This window comes from Telmatospirillum siberiense (genome assembly GCF_002845745.1).
Lineage (GTDB): Bacteria > Pseudomonadota > Alphaproteobacteria > Rhodospirillales > Magnetospirillaceae > Telmatospirillum > Telmatospirillum siberiense.
On sequence record NZ_PIUM01000015.1, the window covers coordinates 67,408 to 83,259 of the forward strand.

13 protein-coding genes are annotated in these 15,852 nt (G+C 62.9%); 10 read left to right on the top strand and 3 right to left on the bottom strand.

Annotated elements, in window-relative coordinates; translation table 11 throughout:
• Nucleotides 1-40: 40 nt before the first annotated feature.
• Genes CWS72_RS13925 through CWS72_RS13945 form a run of 5 tightly spaced genes read left to right on the top strand, consistent with a single transcriptional unit; the run spans nt 41 to nt 4,866 of the window.
• Nucleotides 41-1,168: a DUF2066 domain-containing protein gene (locus tag CWS72_RS13925; RefSeq protein ID WP_158240649.1), complete on the top strand. Its 1,128-nt coding sequence runs from the start codon at nt 41-43 to the stop codon at nt 1,166-1,168.
• Nucleotides 1,165-1,716 carry a CDP-alcohol phosphatidyltransferase family protein gene (locus tag CWS72_RS13930; protein WP_158240650.1) on the top strand — a complete coding sequence of 184 codons (552 nt, stop codon included), beginning with the start codon at nt 1,165-1,167 and terminating at the stop codon, nt 1,714-1,716. Before CWS72_RS13925 ends, CWS72_RS13930 begins: the two co-directional genes overlap by 4 nt.
• Nucleotides 1,717-1,721: 5 nt before the next feature.
• Complete coding sequence (locus CWS72_RS13935; RefSeq protein ID WP_338056190.1) at nt 1,722-2,804, top strand: AI-2E family transporter; 1,083 nt, start codon at nt 1,722-1,724, stop codon at nt 2,802-2,804.
• Nucleotides 2,801-3,490 (top strand): P-loop NTPase family protein, encoded by a 690-nt coding sequence (locus tag CWS72_RS13940; protein ID WP_101251226.1) that lies wholly within the window; start codon nt 2,801-2,803, stop codon nt 3,488-3,490. The genes CWS72_RS13935 and CWS72_RS13940 overlap by 4 nt, the downstream gene beginning before the upstream one ends.
• Nucleotides 3,487-4,866, top strand: coding sequence for a cation diffusion facilitator family transporter (locus CWS72_RS13945; protein WP_101251227.1), 1,380 nt, complete (start codon nt 3,487-3,489; stop codon nt 4,864-4,866). The genes CWS72_RS13940 and CWS72_RS13945 overlap by 4 nt, the downstream gene beginning before the upstream one ends.
• A gap of 7 nt (nt 4,867-4,873) precedes the next feature.
• Here the strand turns inward: CWS72_RS13945 and CWS72_RS13950 are convergent, their stop codons facing one another.
• The gene (locus tag CWS72_RS13950) at nt 4,874-5,398 is read right to left on the bottom strand and encodes a SixA phosphatase family protein (protein WP_158240651.1); all 525 of its coding nucleotides are present in this window, start codon (nt 5,396-5,398) and stop codon (nt 4,874-4,876) included.
• Between the two features lie 195 nt (nt 5,399-5,593).
• On the opposite strand from CWS72_RS13950, the gene CWS72_RS13955 reads away from it, so the two are divergent.
• The 5 genes from CWS72_RS13955 to CWS72_RS13975 all read left to right on the top strand — a co-directional run bounded on the left by CWS72_RS13955 (nt 5,594) and on the right by CWS72_RS13975 (nt 12,308).
• On the top strand, nt 5,594-7,708 hold the full coding sequence (locus CWS72_RS13955; RefSeq protein WP_101251272.1) for an RNA degradosome polyphosphate kinase: 2,115 nt from the start codon (nt 5,594-5,596) through the stop codon (nt 7,706-7,708).
• 3 nt (nt 7,709-7,711) lie between these two features.
• Nucleotides 7,712-9,217 carry a Ppx/GppA family phosphatase gene (locus CWS72_RS13960; RefSeq protein WP_101251229.1) on the top strand — a complete coding sequence of 502 codons (1,506 nt, stop codon included), beginning with the start codon at nt 7,712-7,714 and terminating at the stop codon, nt 9,215-9,217.
• 231 nt (nt 9,218-9,448) lie between these two features.
• Entirely contained in the window at nt 9,449-10,726 is a 1,278-nt protein-coding gene (locus CWS72_RS13965) for an ABC transporter substrate-binding protein (RefSeq protein ID WP_101251230.1), read from the top strand.
• Nucleotides 10,723-11,556, top strand: coding sequence for an ABC transporter permease (locus tag CWS72_RS13970; protein WP_146002749.1), 834 nt, complete (start codon nt 10,723-10,725; stop codon nt 11,554-11,556). The genes CWS72_RS13965 and CWS72_RS13970 overlap by 4 nt, the downstream gene beginning before the upstream one ends.
• A gap of 2 nt (nt 11,557-11,558) precedes the next feature.
• Nucleotides 11,559-12,308, top strand: coding sequence for an ABC transporter ATP-binding protein (locus tag CWS72_RS13975; RefSeq protein WP_101251232.1), 750 nt, complete (start codon nt 11,559-11,561; stop codon nt 12,306-12,308).
• Nucleotides 12,309-12,422: 114 nt separating this feature from the next.
• On the opposite strand, the gene hpsH is transcribed toward CWS72_RS13975, so the two are convergent.
• Nucleotides 12,423-13,346 (bottom strand): (2S)-3-sulfopropanediol dehydratase activating enzyme, encoded by a 924-nt coding sequence (gene hpsH / locus CWS72_RS13980; protein ID WP_101251273.1) that lies wholly within the window; start codon nt 13,344-13,346, stop codon nt 12,423-12,425.
• Between the two features lie 9 nt (nt 13,347-13,355).
• Nucleotides 13,356-15,848 (bottom strand): (2S)-3-sulfopropanediol dehydratase, encoded by a 2,493-nt coding sequence (gene hpsG, locus CWS72_RS13985; protein WP_199175685.1) that lies wholly within the window; start codon nt 15,846-15,848, stop codon nt 13,356-13,358.
• Between the last annotated feature and the right edge of the window lie 4 nt (nt 15,849-15,852).

The window sequence follows — 15,852 nt, forward strand, 5'->3', positions numbered from 1 at the left end:
TATGAACCTGCCTAGACCATCCCATCGGGGACCTTTTCCCATGCCCAATTCCGGCAAAAATTCAGGGACGGGCCTCGCCGTCGTCCTTTTTTGGGCCGTTTTCGCCCTGTTTTGCGGCCCAGCCGTGGCGCAGACCGCCGATACCTACACGGTCCGCAACGTCTCGGTCGATATTTCCGCCGAGAACGTCAACGTCGCCCGAGACCGCGCCTTGGCTGAAGGACAGCGACAGGCCTTCGAAACCTTGATGCAGCGCCTGACCTCTTCGGCCGATTGGCCCCGGCTACCGCATCCGTCGGACGCCGATCTCATCAATGCGGTGCTCGACGTCGGGATCGATCAGGAGAAGCGCTCCGCCGTGCGCTATCTGGCGACCATGTCCGTGCGTTTCAAACCCGATGCGATCCGCCGGCTGCTGCGGGGCGCCAATATCGCCTATGTGGAATGGCGCGGTCGTCCGGTGGTGGTGCTGCCGGTCTATCAGTCCGACAACGGCCCGCAACTTTCGGAATCGCCCAATCCGTGGCGTGACGCCTGGCGCAGCGGCGCGGCACAGGGTGTGGTGCCGTTGAGCGTGCCCACACCCGAGCAGATCGAAGGAACGGTGACGACGGCCCAGGCGGCGGCCGGCGCCCCCGAGACCCTGGCAGCCGTCGGGCAGCGATTCAATACGCAGGACGTTCTTTTGGCGGTGGCCACCCCGATCAGGCAGGATGGCGGCAAGGTCAAGGTCGATGTCGTGCTGACCGGGACTGGGCCGGTCGCCTCGCCTCTGGCGGGATCGCGCAGTTACGACGGCGAGATCGGCGAGACCCTGGAGATGGTCTTGCACCGTGCCGTCGAAGACATCGCGAAGATCGCCAACGACACCTGGAAGAGCGGCAATATGCTGCAGTTCGACAAACAGGCCAATCTGCCGGTCATGGTGCCGCTGGCGGGATTCGACGATTGGCTGTCGGTGCGCGAAAAGCTGACCCGCTCGACGCCGGTGCGGTCTTATGAGGTGGCGGCCCTGTCGAAGACCGAGGCCGCGCTGGTCCTGCATTTCGTGGGTGAGCAGTCGCAATTGGAATCGGTGTTTCTCCAGAACGGTCTGGTGCTGAGTTGGGCCTCCGATCATTGGATTTTGCAGCCCGTGGCGAGCCGACCGAATACCGGGACCAGGTGAAGGCGCTTCGGCATCTGCCGAACGTCATTACCCTGTTGCGGCTGGTGGCGGCGCCAGCCGCCTTCTGGCTGATCGGGGTGGGGGAGATGGCCCCGGCCTTTTGGCTGTTCGTCATCGCCGCAGCGACGGACGCGGTCGACGGGGCGCTGGCCCGTCTGACCGGAGCGCAGTCGGTGATCGGCAGCTACCTGGATGCCCTGGCCGACAAGGTTCTGTTGGTCGGGATCTATCTTTCGCTGGGTTTGCAGGGTTTTTTGGGCGTTTGGCTGGTTTCACTGGTGGTCGGGCGAGACCTGCTGCTGATCGTCTTCGCCGCCGTCTTGCATTTTCAGGGTGTCCAAAAGAAGATCGAGCCCCTGCGGATCAGCAAGGTCAATACGTTCGTGCAGATCCTTCTGGCGGCGGTCGTTCTCGGCCATCATGGCCTGGGATGGTTTCCCGCCGCCGCCGTCGGGCCGCTGTGCGGCATTGTCGCGGTGAGCACGGTTCTGTCGGCCGTGGCCTATCTGGTCGCATGGTGGCCGCGTCTGCTGTGGTGGAGAGAGTGAAGCGAATGGCGATGTCGCGGGAAAACAAGCTGTGGTTCTGGCTGATCGGCCTGATCGTCTGCTGTCTGCTGCTATATTTCCTGCGCGGCATGCTGTTGCCGTTCGTCGCCGGCATGGCCGTGGCCTATCTGCTGGATCCGCTGGCTCGCCGGCTGGAGCGTCTCGGCCTGTCGCGGGTTTTCGCGACCGTTATCATCACGCTCAGTTTCTTTTTGTGCGTCGTTTTGCTGATCGGCATCGTGGGGCCGCTGGTCGAAGACCAGTTGATCGGTTTCGGGCACCGCGTCCCCAACTACGTCCATCAACTGATCAATCGCGGCGAACCGGTGTGGCGTGCCGCCAAATCCTATTTGTCGACCAAGGATATCGAGCAGTTGCGCACCGCCGGCGGCGAATACGCTGGTACTTTGGCAACCTGGGCGGCGGGGATGTTTTCGCGGTTGCTGACCGGTTCCCTGGTGGTGGTCAACCTGCTCTCGCTGATCTTCATCACGCCGGTGGTGACGTTTTATCTGCTGCGTGATTGGCACGGCGTGACCCAGAGATTCGATTCCTGGCTGCCCCGCGCCCATGCCGAGACGATTCGCCAGCAATTGCATGAGATCGATACCATCCTCGCCGGCTTCGTCCGCGGCCAGGCGCTGGTCTGTCTGTCTCTGGGAGCCTTCTACGCCCTCGGCCTGACGGTGGTCGGCCTCGATCTGGGGCTGGTGGTCGGCTTCGCCGCAGGCCTAGGGTCCTTCATTCCCTATCTGGGCACCATCTCGGGCTTTCTCGTCGGGACGGGGCTGGCCATCGCGCAGTCTCAGGACTGGACTCTGGCGGCCATGGTGGCCGGAGTCTTCGTGGTGGGCAATCTGATGGAGGGCAATATCCTGGCCCCGAAACTGGTCGGGGAAAAAATCGGGCTGCATCCGGTCTGGGTGATTTTCGCCCTGCTGGCCGGCGGGACGTTGTTCGGTTTTCTGGGGATCCTGCTGGCGCTGCCCGTCGCCGCCGTCATCGGTGTGCTGACCCGCTTCGGCCTGCGCCGTTATCTCGACAGTTCGCTCTACAGCGGCGAGACGGACGAAGGAACCACCCCGTGACGTCGGCGCCGAAGCAGGTCCCTTTCGACTTCGGACATCAGCCGGGGTTTTCCGCGGTCGATTTCCTGATCGCCGGCAACAACGGCGATGCCCACGACTGGATCGCCCGCTGGCCGTCCTGGCCGTCTTTCGCCTTGGGGCTGTGGGGGCCTCCGGGGTGCGGGAAAAGTCATCTCGCCCACATCCACTGCGAAGCCAGTGCCGGTATCCTGCTGCCGGCACAGGCCTTGACCAAGGACGACGTGCCGACGCTCGCCGATTATCCGTCCGTGGTGGTCGAGGATGCCGACCGGGGCGTCGATGAGGCGGCGCTTTTCCATCTGTTCAATCTGCTGCGGGAAAATCGCGGATTTCTGCTGTTGACCGGCCGCGACGCGCCGGCCCGCTGGAAAATCGCGTTGCCGGATTTGCGGTCGCGGTTGTCGGCCATTCCGGTGGCGGCCATTCGCTCGCCCGAGGACGATTTGCTCGAAGCATTGCTGGTGAAATTGTTTTCCGATCGTCAATTGCGCGTCGGCCCGGATGTCCTGGCTTTCATCCTGCCGCGCATGGAGCGGTCCTTCGCGGCGGCACGCGCCCTGGTGGCGGCCATCGACGAGGCCGCGTTGGCGCAGCGCCGCGAGATCAGCGTGGCCCTGGCGCGGGTGGTGATGGCCGCCACTTCCGCCGATGGAGAGAACTCATGACCGATGTCCACGCCAAGAAATCGGCGGCTCTCAACTCGGTTTGGGCCAGTGCCTTCCTGACATTGATCAAACTGGTGGTCGGCCTGTTGACCGGCAGTCTCGGCATTCTTTCCGAAGCGGCCCATTCATTGCTCGATCTGGGGGCGGCCGGCCTGACTTATTTTGCCGTCCGGGTCAGCGACCAACCGGCCGACAGCCGCCATCCCTACGGTCACGGCAAGATCGAAAGCGTCTCGGCTCTGGCCGAAACCGCCCTGTTGTTCCTGACGTCGGCCTGGATCATCCGCGAGGCGGTGATCCGTCTGCTTTCGGCCGAAGCCCGGGTCGAGGTCACCTGGTATTCGATCGCCGTGGTCCTGGTCTCCATGGCCGTGGACTTCACCCGTTCGCGCGCCTTGATGAAGGTGGCCAAGGCGACGCGGAGCCAGGCCCTGGAAGCCGACGCGTTGCATTTCAGTTCGGATATCCTGTCTTCGGCGGTGGTGCTGGTCGGCTTGGGATGCGTGGCCGCCGGCTTCACCAAGGGCGACGCCATCGCCGCCATCGGCGTGTCGCTGTTCGTCCTGCATGTCGGCTACCGCCTCGGCAAGCGGACCATCGAGGTTCTGATCGATACGGCGCCCGAAGGGGTGGCCGCCGAGGTCGAGAGGATCGCCGCGACCATCGACGATATCGCCAGGGTCGATCGGGTGCGGGCGCGGCCGGCGGGAACCACCACCTATGTCGAGGTTTTGATCCGTGTCGGGCGCAGCACGCCGCTGGCCCGGGTACAGGACGTCTGCGACACGCTCTCCCTCGCGATCGCCGGGCGGATGCCGGGGACGGACGCCTTCGTGAAGGCCGAGCCGCTGGCCCTCGACGACGAATCGATCATCGATACGGTGCGGGTCATCGCCAACAAGCGCCAGGTGATGGTGCACGACATCGTCGTCGAGGCGTTGGAGGGACGCCGTCACGTCAGTTTCGACATCGAGCTCGACGAGACGATGAACATTCACGACGCCCATGATGTGGCAAGCGGCGCCGAGCAGGCCGTCCGCGAGGAACTGGGCGACGATGTGTTGGTCGAGACGCACATCGATCCGAAGCGGGTCTCCATGCTGACCGGCCAGCCCATCGCGGCCGGGGAGCACAGGCGTCTGGAGGCCGAGGTCATTCGGGTTTCCGAGGCGGTCGAGGCGGTCGAGGAGGCGCACGGCGTCCATATCCGGCATGGCGAGGATGGACTTTATATCTCTTTACACTGTCTGTTCGATCCGACGACGCCGGTGCGCGTGGCCCATCGCGCGACCGCCATCGTCGAGCAGCGGATTCGCGAAAAAATCCCCGACGTCGGCCGTGTGGTCGTCCATGCGGAGCCTCTGGGCGAGGAGTAAGCCGCCCTCATTCGGCAGGGTCGAGATCCCGGGGGCGGATGAAGGCTTCGAGGGTGCAGGTCCCATCCTTCAGGAGGGGCCACTCCTCGATCGGAGCGGACAGGCTGACCAGTCCGCCGGTGGGAAATTTCTCGGCCAGCCGTGGTCTTTCCGGATTTTCCCGTCCCGGATCGCTGAGGGCGAGGGCCAATTGCTGCAATCCGGGATTATGCCCGATCAGCAGGACCGACAGGCATCGTCGGGGAAGTTCGGCCAGCAGGGCGTGCAACGTCATCGGCGCGGCATCGTAAAGCCGCCGATCGCAAGTCACGGGGACGTCGTGGAACGACGCCCGGAGCGCATCGAGCGTCTGGCGGGTCCGTTTCGCGGGCGAGCAGAGCACGATGTCGGGCCGGATCCGCTGCCGGCGGAAATAGTCGGCCAGCAAGACCGCGGTTTTATGGCCGCGTTTGTTGAGCGGTCGTTCGAAATCGTCGATATCGGGGTCGTCCCAACTGGATTTCGCATGGCGAAGGAGATGGATCAGCTTCATGGACCAAACCTTCTGCTGTTTTTTGTTAAGTGCGGATGACAGATCGGGCCTCTCCATGACATCGACGTTCCAAGCATATATAAATGAGCAAGGCGAAACTATGTCCCGGACGGGAGAGCCCTGGTGAACGATACCGAATTTGTGGAAACAGCCCCGGAAACCCCGGTGGAGACTTTGGCCCCCCGGCCGATCGGCATGCACGACACGGAGCGCTTCATCAATCGCGAGCTGTCCTGGCTGTCCTTCAATACGCGGGTTTTGGAGGAAGCCGACAATCTGAACCATCCCTTGTTGGAGCGGGTGCGGTTCCTGTCCATCTCGGCGGCCAATCTCGATGAATTCTATATGGTCCGCGTCGCCGGCCTCAAGGGGCAGGTGGAAAACGGCGTCATCAATGCGAGCCAGGACGGTCTGACGCCGGCCCAGCAACTGGTGGCGATCAACAGGGAGGCCGGTTTGCTGCTCGACAAGCAGCAGGATTGCTGGCGCGGGCTGCGCGGCGAATTGCGCACCAACGGAATCGCCGTGATCGATATTTCGGAATTGACCCGGGTCGACCGCAAGTGGCTCGACACCCGGTTCATGGAGCATGTCTTTCCGGTGCTGACGCCGCTGGCGGTCGATCCGGCCCATCCGTTCCCCTTCATTCCCAATCTCGGCTTCGCCATGGTGCTGCATCTTACCCGTCTGGACGACGGTGAGGTGATGCGCGCCTTGCTGCCGCTGCCGCATCAGATCCAGCGTTTCGTCCGTCTGCCGGGAGACGATATCCGGTTCCTGCCCATCGAAGACATGGTCGGGTTGTTCCTCGACCGGCTCTTCCCCGGCTTCCGGGTCGATGGTCTTGGCGTGTTCCGCGTCATTCGCGATTCCGAAATGGAAATCGACGAGGAGGCCGAGGATCTGGTGCGCGTTTTCGAATCGGCCTTGAAGCGCCGCCGCCGTGGGCATTGCATCCGCCTGACGGTGAACGGAAGCATGCCGGAGGATCTGCTTGCCCTGATCATGCAGGACATGCAACTGGTTCCGTCCGACGTCTTCCCGCTGGACGGCCTGATCGGTACCGTCGACATCAAGCAACTCATCATCGATGAGCGTCCCGACCTTCAGTTCCCGCCCTACAATGCCCGCTTTCCCGAACGGGTCCGCGATTTCGGAGGCGATTGCTTCGCCGCCATCAACAAAAAGGACATCCTGGTCCACCATCCCTTCGAAAGCTTCGACGTGGTGGTGCAATTCCTTCGCCAGGCGGCGCGGGATCCGAACGTGGTGGCGATCAAGCAGACCCTTTATCGCACCAGCAAGGACAGTCCCATCGTCAAGGCCCTGGTCGAGGCGGCCGAGATGGGGAAATCGGTCACCGCGATGATCGAGTTGAAGGCCCGTTTCGACGAGGAGGCCAATATCGGCTGGGCTCGCGATCTGGAGCGGGCCGGGGCTCAGGTGGTCTACGGTTTCCTCGAACTGAAGACGCATGCCAAGATCTCGCTGGTGGTGCGTCGCGAGGGGGGGGGCTTGCGGTCCTATGTGCATTTCGGGACCGGCAATTACCATCCGATCACTGCGAAGATCTACACGGATCTGAGCTTTTTCACCACCGATCCGGCGCTTTGCCGCGACGCCAACCGAACTTTCAATTTCATGACCGGTTACGCCCGGCCGGAAAAGATGGAAAAGCTGGCCATCGCCCCCCTGATGCTCCGCGACCGCCTGTTGGCATGCATCGACGCGGAAATCGAAAACGCCAAGGCCGGCCGGCCGGCCGCCATTTGGGCCAAAATGAATTCCCTGGTCGATTCCAAATTGATCGATGCGCTTTATCGAGCCTCGCAGGCCGGCGTGCCGATCGACCTGGTCATCCGCGGCATTTGCTGCCTGCGGCCGGGGGTGGCCGGACTGTCGGAAAACATCCGGGTCAAGAGCATCGTCGGACGGTTCCTCGAACATGGCCGCGTCGTCTGCTTCGGCAACGGCCATCGGTTGCCGTCCCGGCATGCCAAGATTTACATTTCCTCGGCCGATTGGATGACCCGCAATATGGATTGGCGCGTCGAATCGCTGGTGCCGATCGAAAATCCGACGGTGCAACGCCAAATCCTCGAGCAGATCATGGCGGCCAATCTGAAGGACAATGTGCAAAGCTGGGTCTTGGGCCCGGACGGCAATTACGTTCGCGTCACGCCGCCGTCCGATGAAAAGCCGTTCAGCGCGCATACCTATTTCATGACCAATCCCAGCCTGTCCGGACGGGGCAGCGCCTTGGAACGCGGGCGCCCCTTGCCCAAGCTGGTCTTGAGAGGTCTCGCTTAAACGATGGTCGCAACGATCGTTCCGGCCGGAAACGCGGCCCATCGGCATCTGGCCATCATCGATATCGGCTCGAATTCCATCCGTCTGGTCGTCTATGACGGGCGGATCAGGACACCCGTCGCCCTCTTCAATGAAAAGGCGGTCTGCGCCCTGGGCCAGGGGCTCGGGCAAAGCGGCAGGCTCAATCCCCAAGGGGCGGAGGAGGCCATCGGCGTTTTGGCCCGGTTCGTTCGGCTGGCTCGGGCGATGGCGGTGGATGTCCTGGATATCCTGGCCACCGCCGCGGTCCGCGACGCGCTCGACGGCGCCGAGTTCGTCGCCGCCGTCGAGCGGCGGTGCGGTGCTCCGGTCACCGTCCTGACCGGCGAGGAGGAGGCTCATCTGGCGGCCATGGGCGTGCTGTGCAGCGCGCCCCAGGCCGATGGGATGGTCGCCGACCTGGGGGGCGGCAGCCTGGAACTGGTGGCCCTCGACCATGGGCGTTTCGCCGGACCGCATGCCACCATGCCGCTCGGGGTCCTGCGTCTTTCCGAGGCGTCGGGAAATGTGCGGAGCCGGGCCGAGGACCTCATCGAAAAGCAGTTCCGCAATATCGATTGGTGGCAATGGGCCAAGGACCGGCCGCTTTACGCCGTCGGCGGGGCCTGGCGAGCCCTGGCCAGGCTTTGTCTGGCGCAGACCGGCCATCCCTTGCACGTTCTCGACAATTACAGTCTGGAACGAAACGAATCGCTGCGTCTGATCGAACTGATCTCCAACCAGAGCCGGAAATCCCTCGAAAAGATCCCCGGTCTCTCCAAGAAGCGGGTCCCGCATCTGCCGGTGGCGGCTTTGCTCCTTGAAAAGGTGATCGAATATGCCAGGCCATCCCGGCTGATCTTCTCGGTCTACGGCATGCGCGAGGGGCAGTTCTACAAACGCCTGCCGCCCGACGTGCAGTGGCAGGATCCCCTGATCGCCTCCTGTTCCGACATGGCGCAGACGGCGGGACGCTTTCCCGAGCATGGCGAAGAGATGCTGGAATGGATGGCGGCGCTGTTTCGCAACGAAACGGAGAGCCAGGGCCGGCTGCGCTACGCGGCCTGCCTGTTGGGCGACGTGTTCTGGAACGAGCATCCCGACTATCGGGCCGAGCAGGCCTTCCTCAGGGTTTTCCGTCTGCCCTTCATGGGCCTCGGCCATCAGGATCGCGCCGCCCTGGCCTTGGCCATCCATGCCCGCTACGAGGGTGACGGCGACCTGCCGGAGGCGGCTGACGCCCGCAACCTGCTCTCCGAGGAGGAGCAGCGTCGCGCCCGGATCATCGGGCTGGCGCTCAGGCTCGGTCATTCCATTTCCGGTGGCGTGCCGGGGTTGTTGCGGACGACCCGGCTGTTCGGCGACGGCGATGTGCTGGTGCTGGAGGTGCCGGCCGGCGACCCCGCCTTCCAACCCGATCTCATGGATCGGCGTTACGATCGTCTCGCCAAGACGGCCGGATTCGATCACTTCGAGATCAGGAAGGTCTGAGCGGACAGGGACGAGGGAGGCGAGGCGCTCTCGCCTCTCACTCCAGCGGGATCAGTCGCGGGCTCTTGCAGACCGGGTTCGGCGACAAGGGCCGGTCGTTCTTGATCGAAAAACAACACCTATTAGTTGTTTAATTTTCATATCTACAAAAATTTCCATCAATTCTCTCTCGATAGTTTATTGATTTGATGTAGAATTTCATGTGGATAACATTTTTTTCCTGGAGAACAGATGTCCGGAATCAGATTGAGCCGTCGGGCCTTGTTGGCCGGAGTCGCGGCGGCAGCCGTTTCGATGTCTTTCGGGGAATGGGCCCTGGCCGCCGAACAAACCGCCGAATGGGGGTGGCCGCTTCCCTATGAGCACATTTCCGAGAAGTCTATCGCCTGGCTCAAGGAAAAGGGCTGGTGGCCGCTGTCCCTCGGCTATCAGCCGCCGTGGACGGGGCACAACGCGCTCAATATCGTCGCCGATCGTCAGCAATTGCTGCAGAAGCGCGGTCTGGACGCCAAATTCGTGGCGTTCGAGGCCGGTCCGCCGCTGATCGAAGCTTTCACCGCCGGGCGGATCCAGGTCGGCGGCACCGGCAATTTTCCCTATCTTTCCCTGATCGATCGCAAGGTGCCGGCCAAGGGTATCATCAACTATTCCCTGCTGACCCACGGCGTGGTGGTGCCCAACGACAGCCCCTTCAAGACGCTGAAGGATCTGAAAGGCGCGGCGACGCCGCACACCATCGGTATCGTTACAGGATCGTCCGCGGAATTCTATTTCCAGGCCGCCGCCGTCGCCAACGGGCTTGAGATCGGCAAGGACGTCATCCTCAAGAACATCCCCTTGTCCGAGCAGCTGCAATTGCCCAAGGGCGTTGCCGCCGTCGTCCCGTGGGATCATACCCTGTCCCTGTTGACAGATTCCCGCAAGACCGGGCGCCTGATCGATTCCAGCCACGCTTACAGCATTTACGAGGGAATCGGTTTCGTCCGGCAGGAGTTGATCGACAACGCCCCCGACGTGGTGCAGGCGATCACTGACGCCTTCGTCGAAGCGGCCCTGTGGTTGCGTCTCAAGCCCACCGAGGCTGTGGAGCTGTTGAAGCAGGATCCCGCGCTGAAGACGCTTGACGATGCCTTCCTGGCGGCGCAGATCGCCAACAACAACAACCTCTTCAAGCCGACGGCATTGATTCCGTTGCCGAAATTCTGGGCGGCGGAGGATCGTCGCGTCCGTGCCTGGTTGAAGGACCGCAATCGCCTGACCCGCGATATCGGCGAGGAGGAATATGCGGCGACCTATGCTCCGGATTTTGCCGCCAATACGGCTCGGAAGCTGGGGTGGAAGGTGCCGGAACGTCCCGTATTCCTGCCGGAAGGTTGGACCGGGGTGATCGGAACCGTTCCCTATCCGGCCTACTTCAATCAGACCACGGCCAAGGGACCGCAGCCGTTCCCCGAAAAGGGCGATCTGGTCAAGCCCTGGAGCTTTGGCGGAACGAGCTATCAGCCGTGAGAAGCGCAGCCATAGCCGAGGCGACCATCCCGATGGCCCCGCCGGTCACCCGCACCGCCGCCTTCGGGCGGCGGTTGCGGCCGTTCGCCTTTCTGGCGACCCTGGTCGCCGCCTGGGAGCTCGTCTGTCGTTTCTGGCTGCCCGTTCTCGACCCGCAGTTCTCCATCCTATTGCCCAGTCCGTCGGTCCTTCTGCTCACCGCCGGAAAGATGATCGCCACGGGTGAGTTGCTGCACCATCTGGCCGATAGCCTCAGGCGCGAGGCCATCGCCTTCCTGTTGGCGCTGGTGGCCGTGCCTGTCGGCATCGGCATGGGATGGTGGCGCGGTCTGCACGAACAGCTTTATCCCGTGTTCGAAATCCTGCGTCCGATCCCGCCCCTGGCTTGGATACCGCTCAGCATCCTGTGGTTTGGCCTGGGCGATGTGCAGAACGAATTCATCATCTTTCTCGGCATGGTGTTCCCCATCCTGCTGAACACCGTGGCCGGGGTGCGCCAGGTCGACCGCAATCTGATCCGCGCCGCGCGCTCGCTGGGGGCGGGGCAGGCGGCGCTGTTGCGCCGGGTGGTTCTGAAGGCGGCCTTGCCGCAGATCGTCATCGGCCTCAGGGTCGGCCTGGGCTTCGGATGGATGGCCCTGGTGGCGGCGGAACTGGTGGGGGCCAATTCCGGCTTGGGCTTCCTGATCAACGATGCGCGTTCGCTGCTGCGCACCGACATCGTGATCGTGGGCATGCTGGCCATCGGCATTACCGGTCTGATCATCGATCTCGCCCTGCGGCGTTTGGCCCGAGGGCTGCTTCCCTGGTCTCGCGAGTTACGGGGGTAGCCATGGGTCATCTTTCTTTCAATGGCGTCAGCAAGGTCTATGACGATCGAGGCGCCCCCGTCACCGCCCTGGCCAATGTGACGTTCGACATCGCCGATGGGGAGTTCTGCGCCATCCTCGGTCATTCCGGTTGCGGCAAGACCACCCTGCTCAATATGGTCGCGGGTTTCGAAACCCCGACCGGCGGGGCGATCTCCCTGGATGGCAGGGCCGTCGCCGGTCCGGGATGGGACCGCACGATGATCTTCCAGGACTACGCGTTGTTTCCCTGGGCGACGGTGCGCGAAAACATCGCCTTCGGGCTGGAAATGAAGAAGGTTCCCGCAGCGGAGCGTACCGAGATCATCGACCACCATGTCGATCTGGTCGGCCTTTCCGGTTTCGCCGACCGTTATCCCGACGAGTTGTCGGGCGGCATGCGCCAGCGCGTCGCCATTGCCCGGGCGCTGGCGGTCAGTCCGCGAGTTCTTCTGATGGATGAGCCGTTCGCCGCGCTGGACGACCAGAACCGCCGTTCCATGCAGAACGAACTGGTTCGCATCTGGCGGCGGGAACCGAAGACGGTGATGCTCGTCACCCATTCCATCGACGAGGCGATTCTGCTGGCCGACTATGTGGTGGTCTTAAGCAGCCGTCCGGGGCGGATCAAGCAGGTGGTCCCGATCCGTCTCGACCGTCCGCGTGACGAGGACGATCCCGATTATCTGGCCCTCAAACGCCAACTGCGGGGGCTTATCCATGATGGAGAGTAATTCCGGGCGAGGCCGCGTCTGAACGAGCATATGACGCCTACGCTCCGCTGTGGCGGGCGAGAAGCGCCGCTCGGGCTTAAGCGCCCGTTGATTCGATAATTTATCAACGGGCGCTTACTCCGCTTGCCGATTGCCGGCGGCGAAATTCCGCAGTTCCTCGAATTTCCGGTTGTCCAGCCGGGCATCGCCCATCGGGAAGTCCCGGTCGAGGAAGGCGTATTTCTGCGCTCCCAGACGATGATAGGGCAGAAGTTCGTAGGTGACGTGCGGAAATGGCCGGATGAAGTCGAGGATGGCGGCAATGTCGTCCCGGCTGTCGTTGACCCCCGGAATGACCGGGGTACGGACCCGGACGGCCAGCCGGGGAAACTCCGTCAGCAGCCGGCGCAGATTATCGGTGATCAGCCGGTTGTCCACGCCGGTCTGCTCCTTGTGCTTCACCGGGTCCATCACCTTGAGATCGAAGAACAATTCCCGCAACAACCCGCAGGCCCGGGACAGGGCGGTCCAGGAGACATGGCCGCAGGTTTCCATGGCGCAATCCACATGCCGGCGCGCGGCCTCCCGCAGCAGGGCGAGGGCGAATGCCGGTTGCGTCAGCGGTTCTCCCCCCGACAGGGTCATGCCGCCCTCCGAGCGGGAATAGAACGGAGAATCCTTTTCGACGGCGTCGAGGACCTGGCGCGCCGTCCGCACCGAGCCGTAAGGCTGCATGGCTTGCGCCGGACAGGTGGCGGCACAGGCCATGCAGTCGCGGCAAATCCCCCGGTCCACCACGGGGGCGCCGGCTTCAGGGAGGCCGAGCGCCCCATTCGCGCAGATCTCCTTGCAGTAATCGCAGATCTCGACGCCGAGGCATCGTCCGGCATTCCGGGCCAGTTCGGGATGCGGCCCCTGCGATTCCGGATTGCTGCACCATCGGCACCGCAATGGGCAGCCTTTCAGGAACACGACGGTCCGGATGCCCTGCCCGTCATGCACCGAATAGCGCTGGATGTTGAAGACGACGCCGCTTTCCTCGCGGTCGGGCTGGTCCATATCCATTCTTCACAAGGTGTCGTGGGCCGTGCGGGCGATCAGGTCGTTCTGCAAATCGGGTGACAGATCGACGAAATAGGCGCTGTAGCCGGCGATCCGCACGATCAGGCTTCGGTATTTCTCCGGCTCGCGCTGGGCCGCCAGCAGGGTCTCCCTGTTCACCACATTGAATTGCACATGCCAGAGCTTGAGATCGCAGAAGGTTCGGATCAGAGACACCAGTTTGCGGGTCCCCTCGGTTCCCTCCAGGCATTTGGGGGTGAATTTGATATTCAAGAGTCGCGCCGCTCTTTCGCGGAAGCCATGGTTTTTCGTCTCGTAGTTGGACAGCAGGATGGCGGTGGGACCATTGACGTCGGCCCCGTGGGACGCCGAGGAGCCATCCGAAAGCGGGGTGAAGGCCTTGCGCCCGTTGGGGGTGGCGCTGACCACTTTTCCGAAGGGGACGTGCGAGGTGAAGGGGACATAGCGGATGTCGTTGTGGATCCCCAGTTCCCGTGAATATTTCCGGGCGTAATCGACGAAGACGCGATCGATGTCGAGGGCGATCCGGTCTGCGTAAGGATCGTTGTTACCGTAGCAGGGCGCCGACCTCAGCAGGCGGCGCAAAGGTTCCCTGCCTTCGAAGTCGGTCTTCAGCGCCTCGATCAGCTCCGTCGTCGAGACCTTTTTGTCCTCGAAGACCAGCTTCTTGATCGCGGCGAGCGAATCGACCACGGTGCCGAAGCCGATGCATTCGAAGTAGCCGAGGTTGATGCCGTCGGGGATCTGCGGCGTATGCAAATCGAGGCAATGCTTCATGCAGAGATCATGCAGGGCCGATCCCATGGGCTGGGCGAAATGGCGTGCGCGCAAGGCGCAGACGATATGCTGCTGGGTGAACGCCGCCTTGCAGAACAAGAGCTGCTGGCGCTTGTAGGCCTCCCACAGTTCCTCCCAGGTTTCGAATGTGGCGGGATCACCGGTTTCCAGTCCCAGCGGGCGATCGCCGTATTTCAACATGCGGCCGTTGAACAGGGTCATTTCCAGGGCGGCGGCGAAATTCACATAGGCTCCGCCCGAGGTATAGGTGTCGCGGTTAGGCATGCGGGCTTCCGAGCAGCCGGAGACGGCGTAGTCGTAGGCCTCTTCGAAGGTCGCGCCTTTCGATACGTAAAGCGGCACCACCTCCTCGTCGTTGATCAGCTTGGGAAAACCCGATCCCTCCTTGATGGTTTCGGCGACTTCCCACAGGAAGCGCTGGGGCGAGCGGGAGTGGATGCGGGCCGCCAGATCCGGGTAATGCAGGGGAAATTCCCGTTTTGACTTGAGGAACAGATAGGAGAGCTCGTTGGTGGCGTCGCGTCCGTCACGGGTCTGGCCGCCGATGGTGACCGCCTCCCAGTGGGCATAGCCTTCGTTGAAGGCGCCGCCGGCCGGCGAAATGTAGAGATCGACGAATTGGGCCAGCCCCACCCACATGCATTCGATCAGTTCCAGCGCCCGATCCTCGGTCAGGACACCCCTTTCGATATCGGCCTTGAAATAGGGATAGAGATACTGGTCCATCCGGCCGTTCGAAATGATGGTTCCTGTCTTTTGTTCCAGCCTGGAGAACATCTGGGTGAACCACTGGCTCTGCACCGCCTCCTGAAAGCTGCGCGCCGGCCGTTCCGGCACCCATTCGCAGATCTCGGCCAACTCCAGCAGTTCCTTACGTCTTTGCGGATCGGATTCGGCCAGGGCCTGTTCGCGGGCCAGGGCGGCGTGGCGCTGGGCCCAATGGACGATGGCGTCGGCAATGATGACCACCGCCTGCAGGAACGGCTTCTTTTCCACCTCGTCCCGGGGGCTCAAGGGGTCGAGCGCCGCCAGGCGTGCCTCCGCCTCGTGACGGATGTCGCCGAATCCCCGCGTCAGGACCTTCTCGTAGTCGTGCACCCATTGGATCGAGGATCGGAAGGACGAGGTTTCGTTGACGATGAACCGTGAGATCAGTCCTTCCGGGTCGTCATAGGTCAGCTTGTGGATATCGGGCGGCAGGGCGGCGTTCAGCGCCTCGTGGTAGGTTTTCCCCTTCCAGTAGGGGGCGATTTCCTCGACGACGATTTGCACCTCGTCGGCGGTGATGCCGAAAGGCGCTCCCACCCGATGGGGCAGTTCGGCCACAGCCTGGTCGAGGAAGTCTCCGTCCAGTTCCGGATAAAGGATTCCGTAGCGTCCGGGTTTTCCCACGCGGCCGGCCAGCAACTGGTGGTCGTCGATATAGACGGTGATATTGGCGGCGATGTGCTGCAGGGCCTTCGCCCAGCGCAGGACCAGGGGCTGCCCCTCGGTCTCCTTGAACGACTGGGTGAAATAAAGAGCCCGCTCGACGTCGATCGAGGGGCGGCTTGCCTCGAATTCGTCCAGGATGGTGAACGCCCGGGAGTGGGACTGGCGAAAGCGATCCTCCTTCCCGTCGATTCGGTCCTTGATCCGTTGTTCGTGGGGCGACAGCGTTTCGCAGCAATCCAGGGTCACGGCT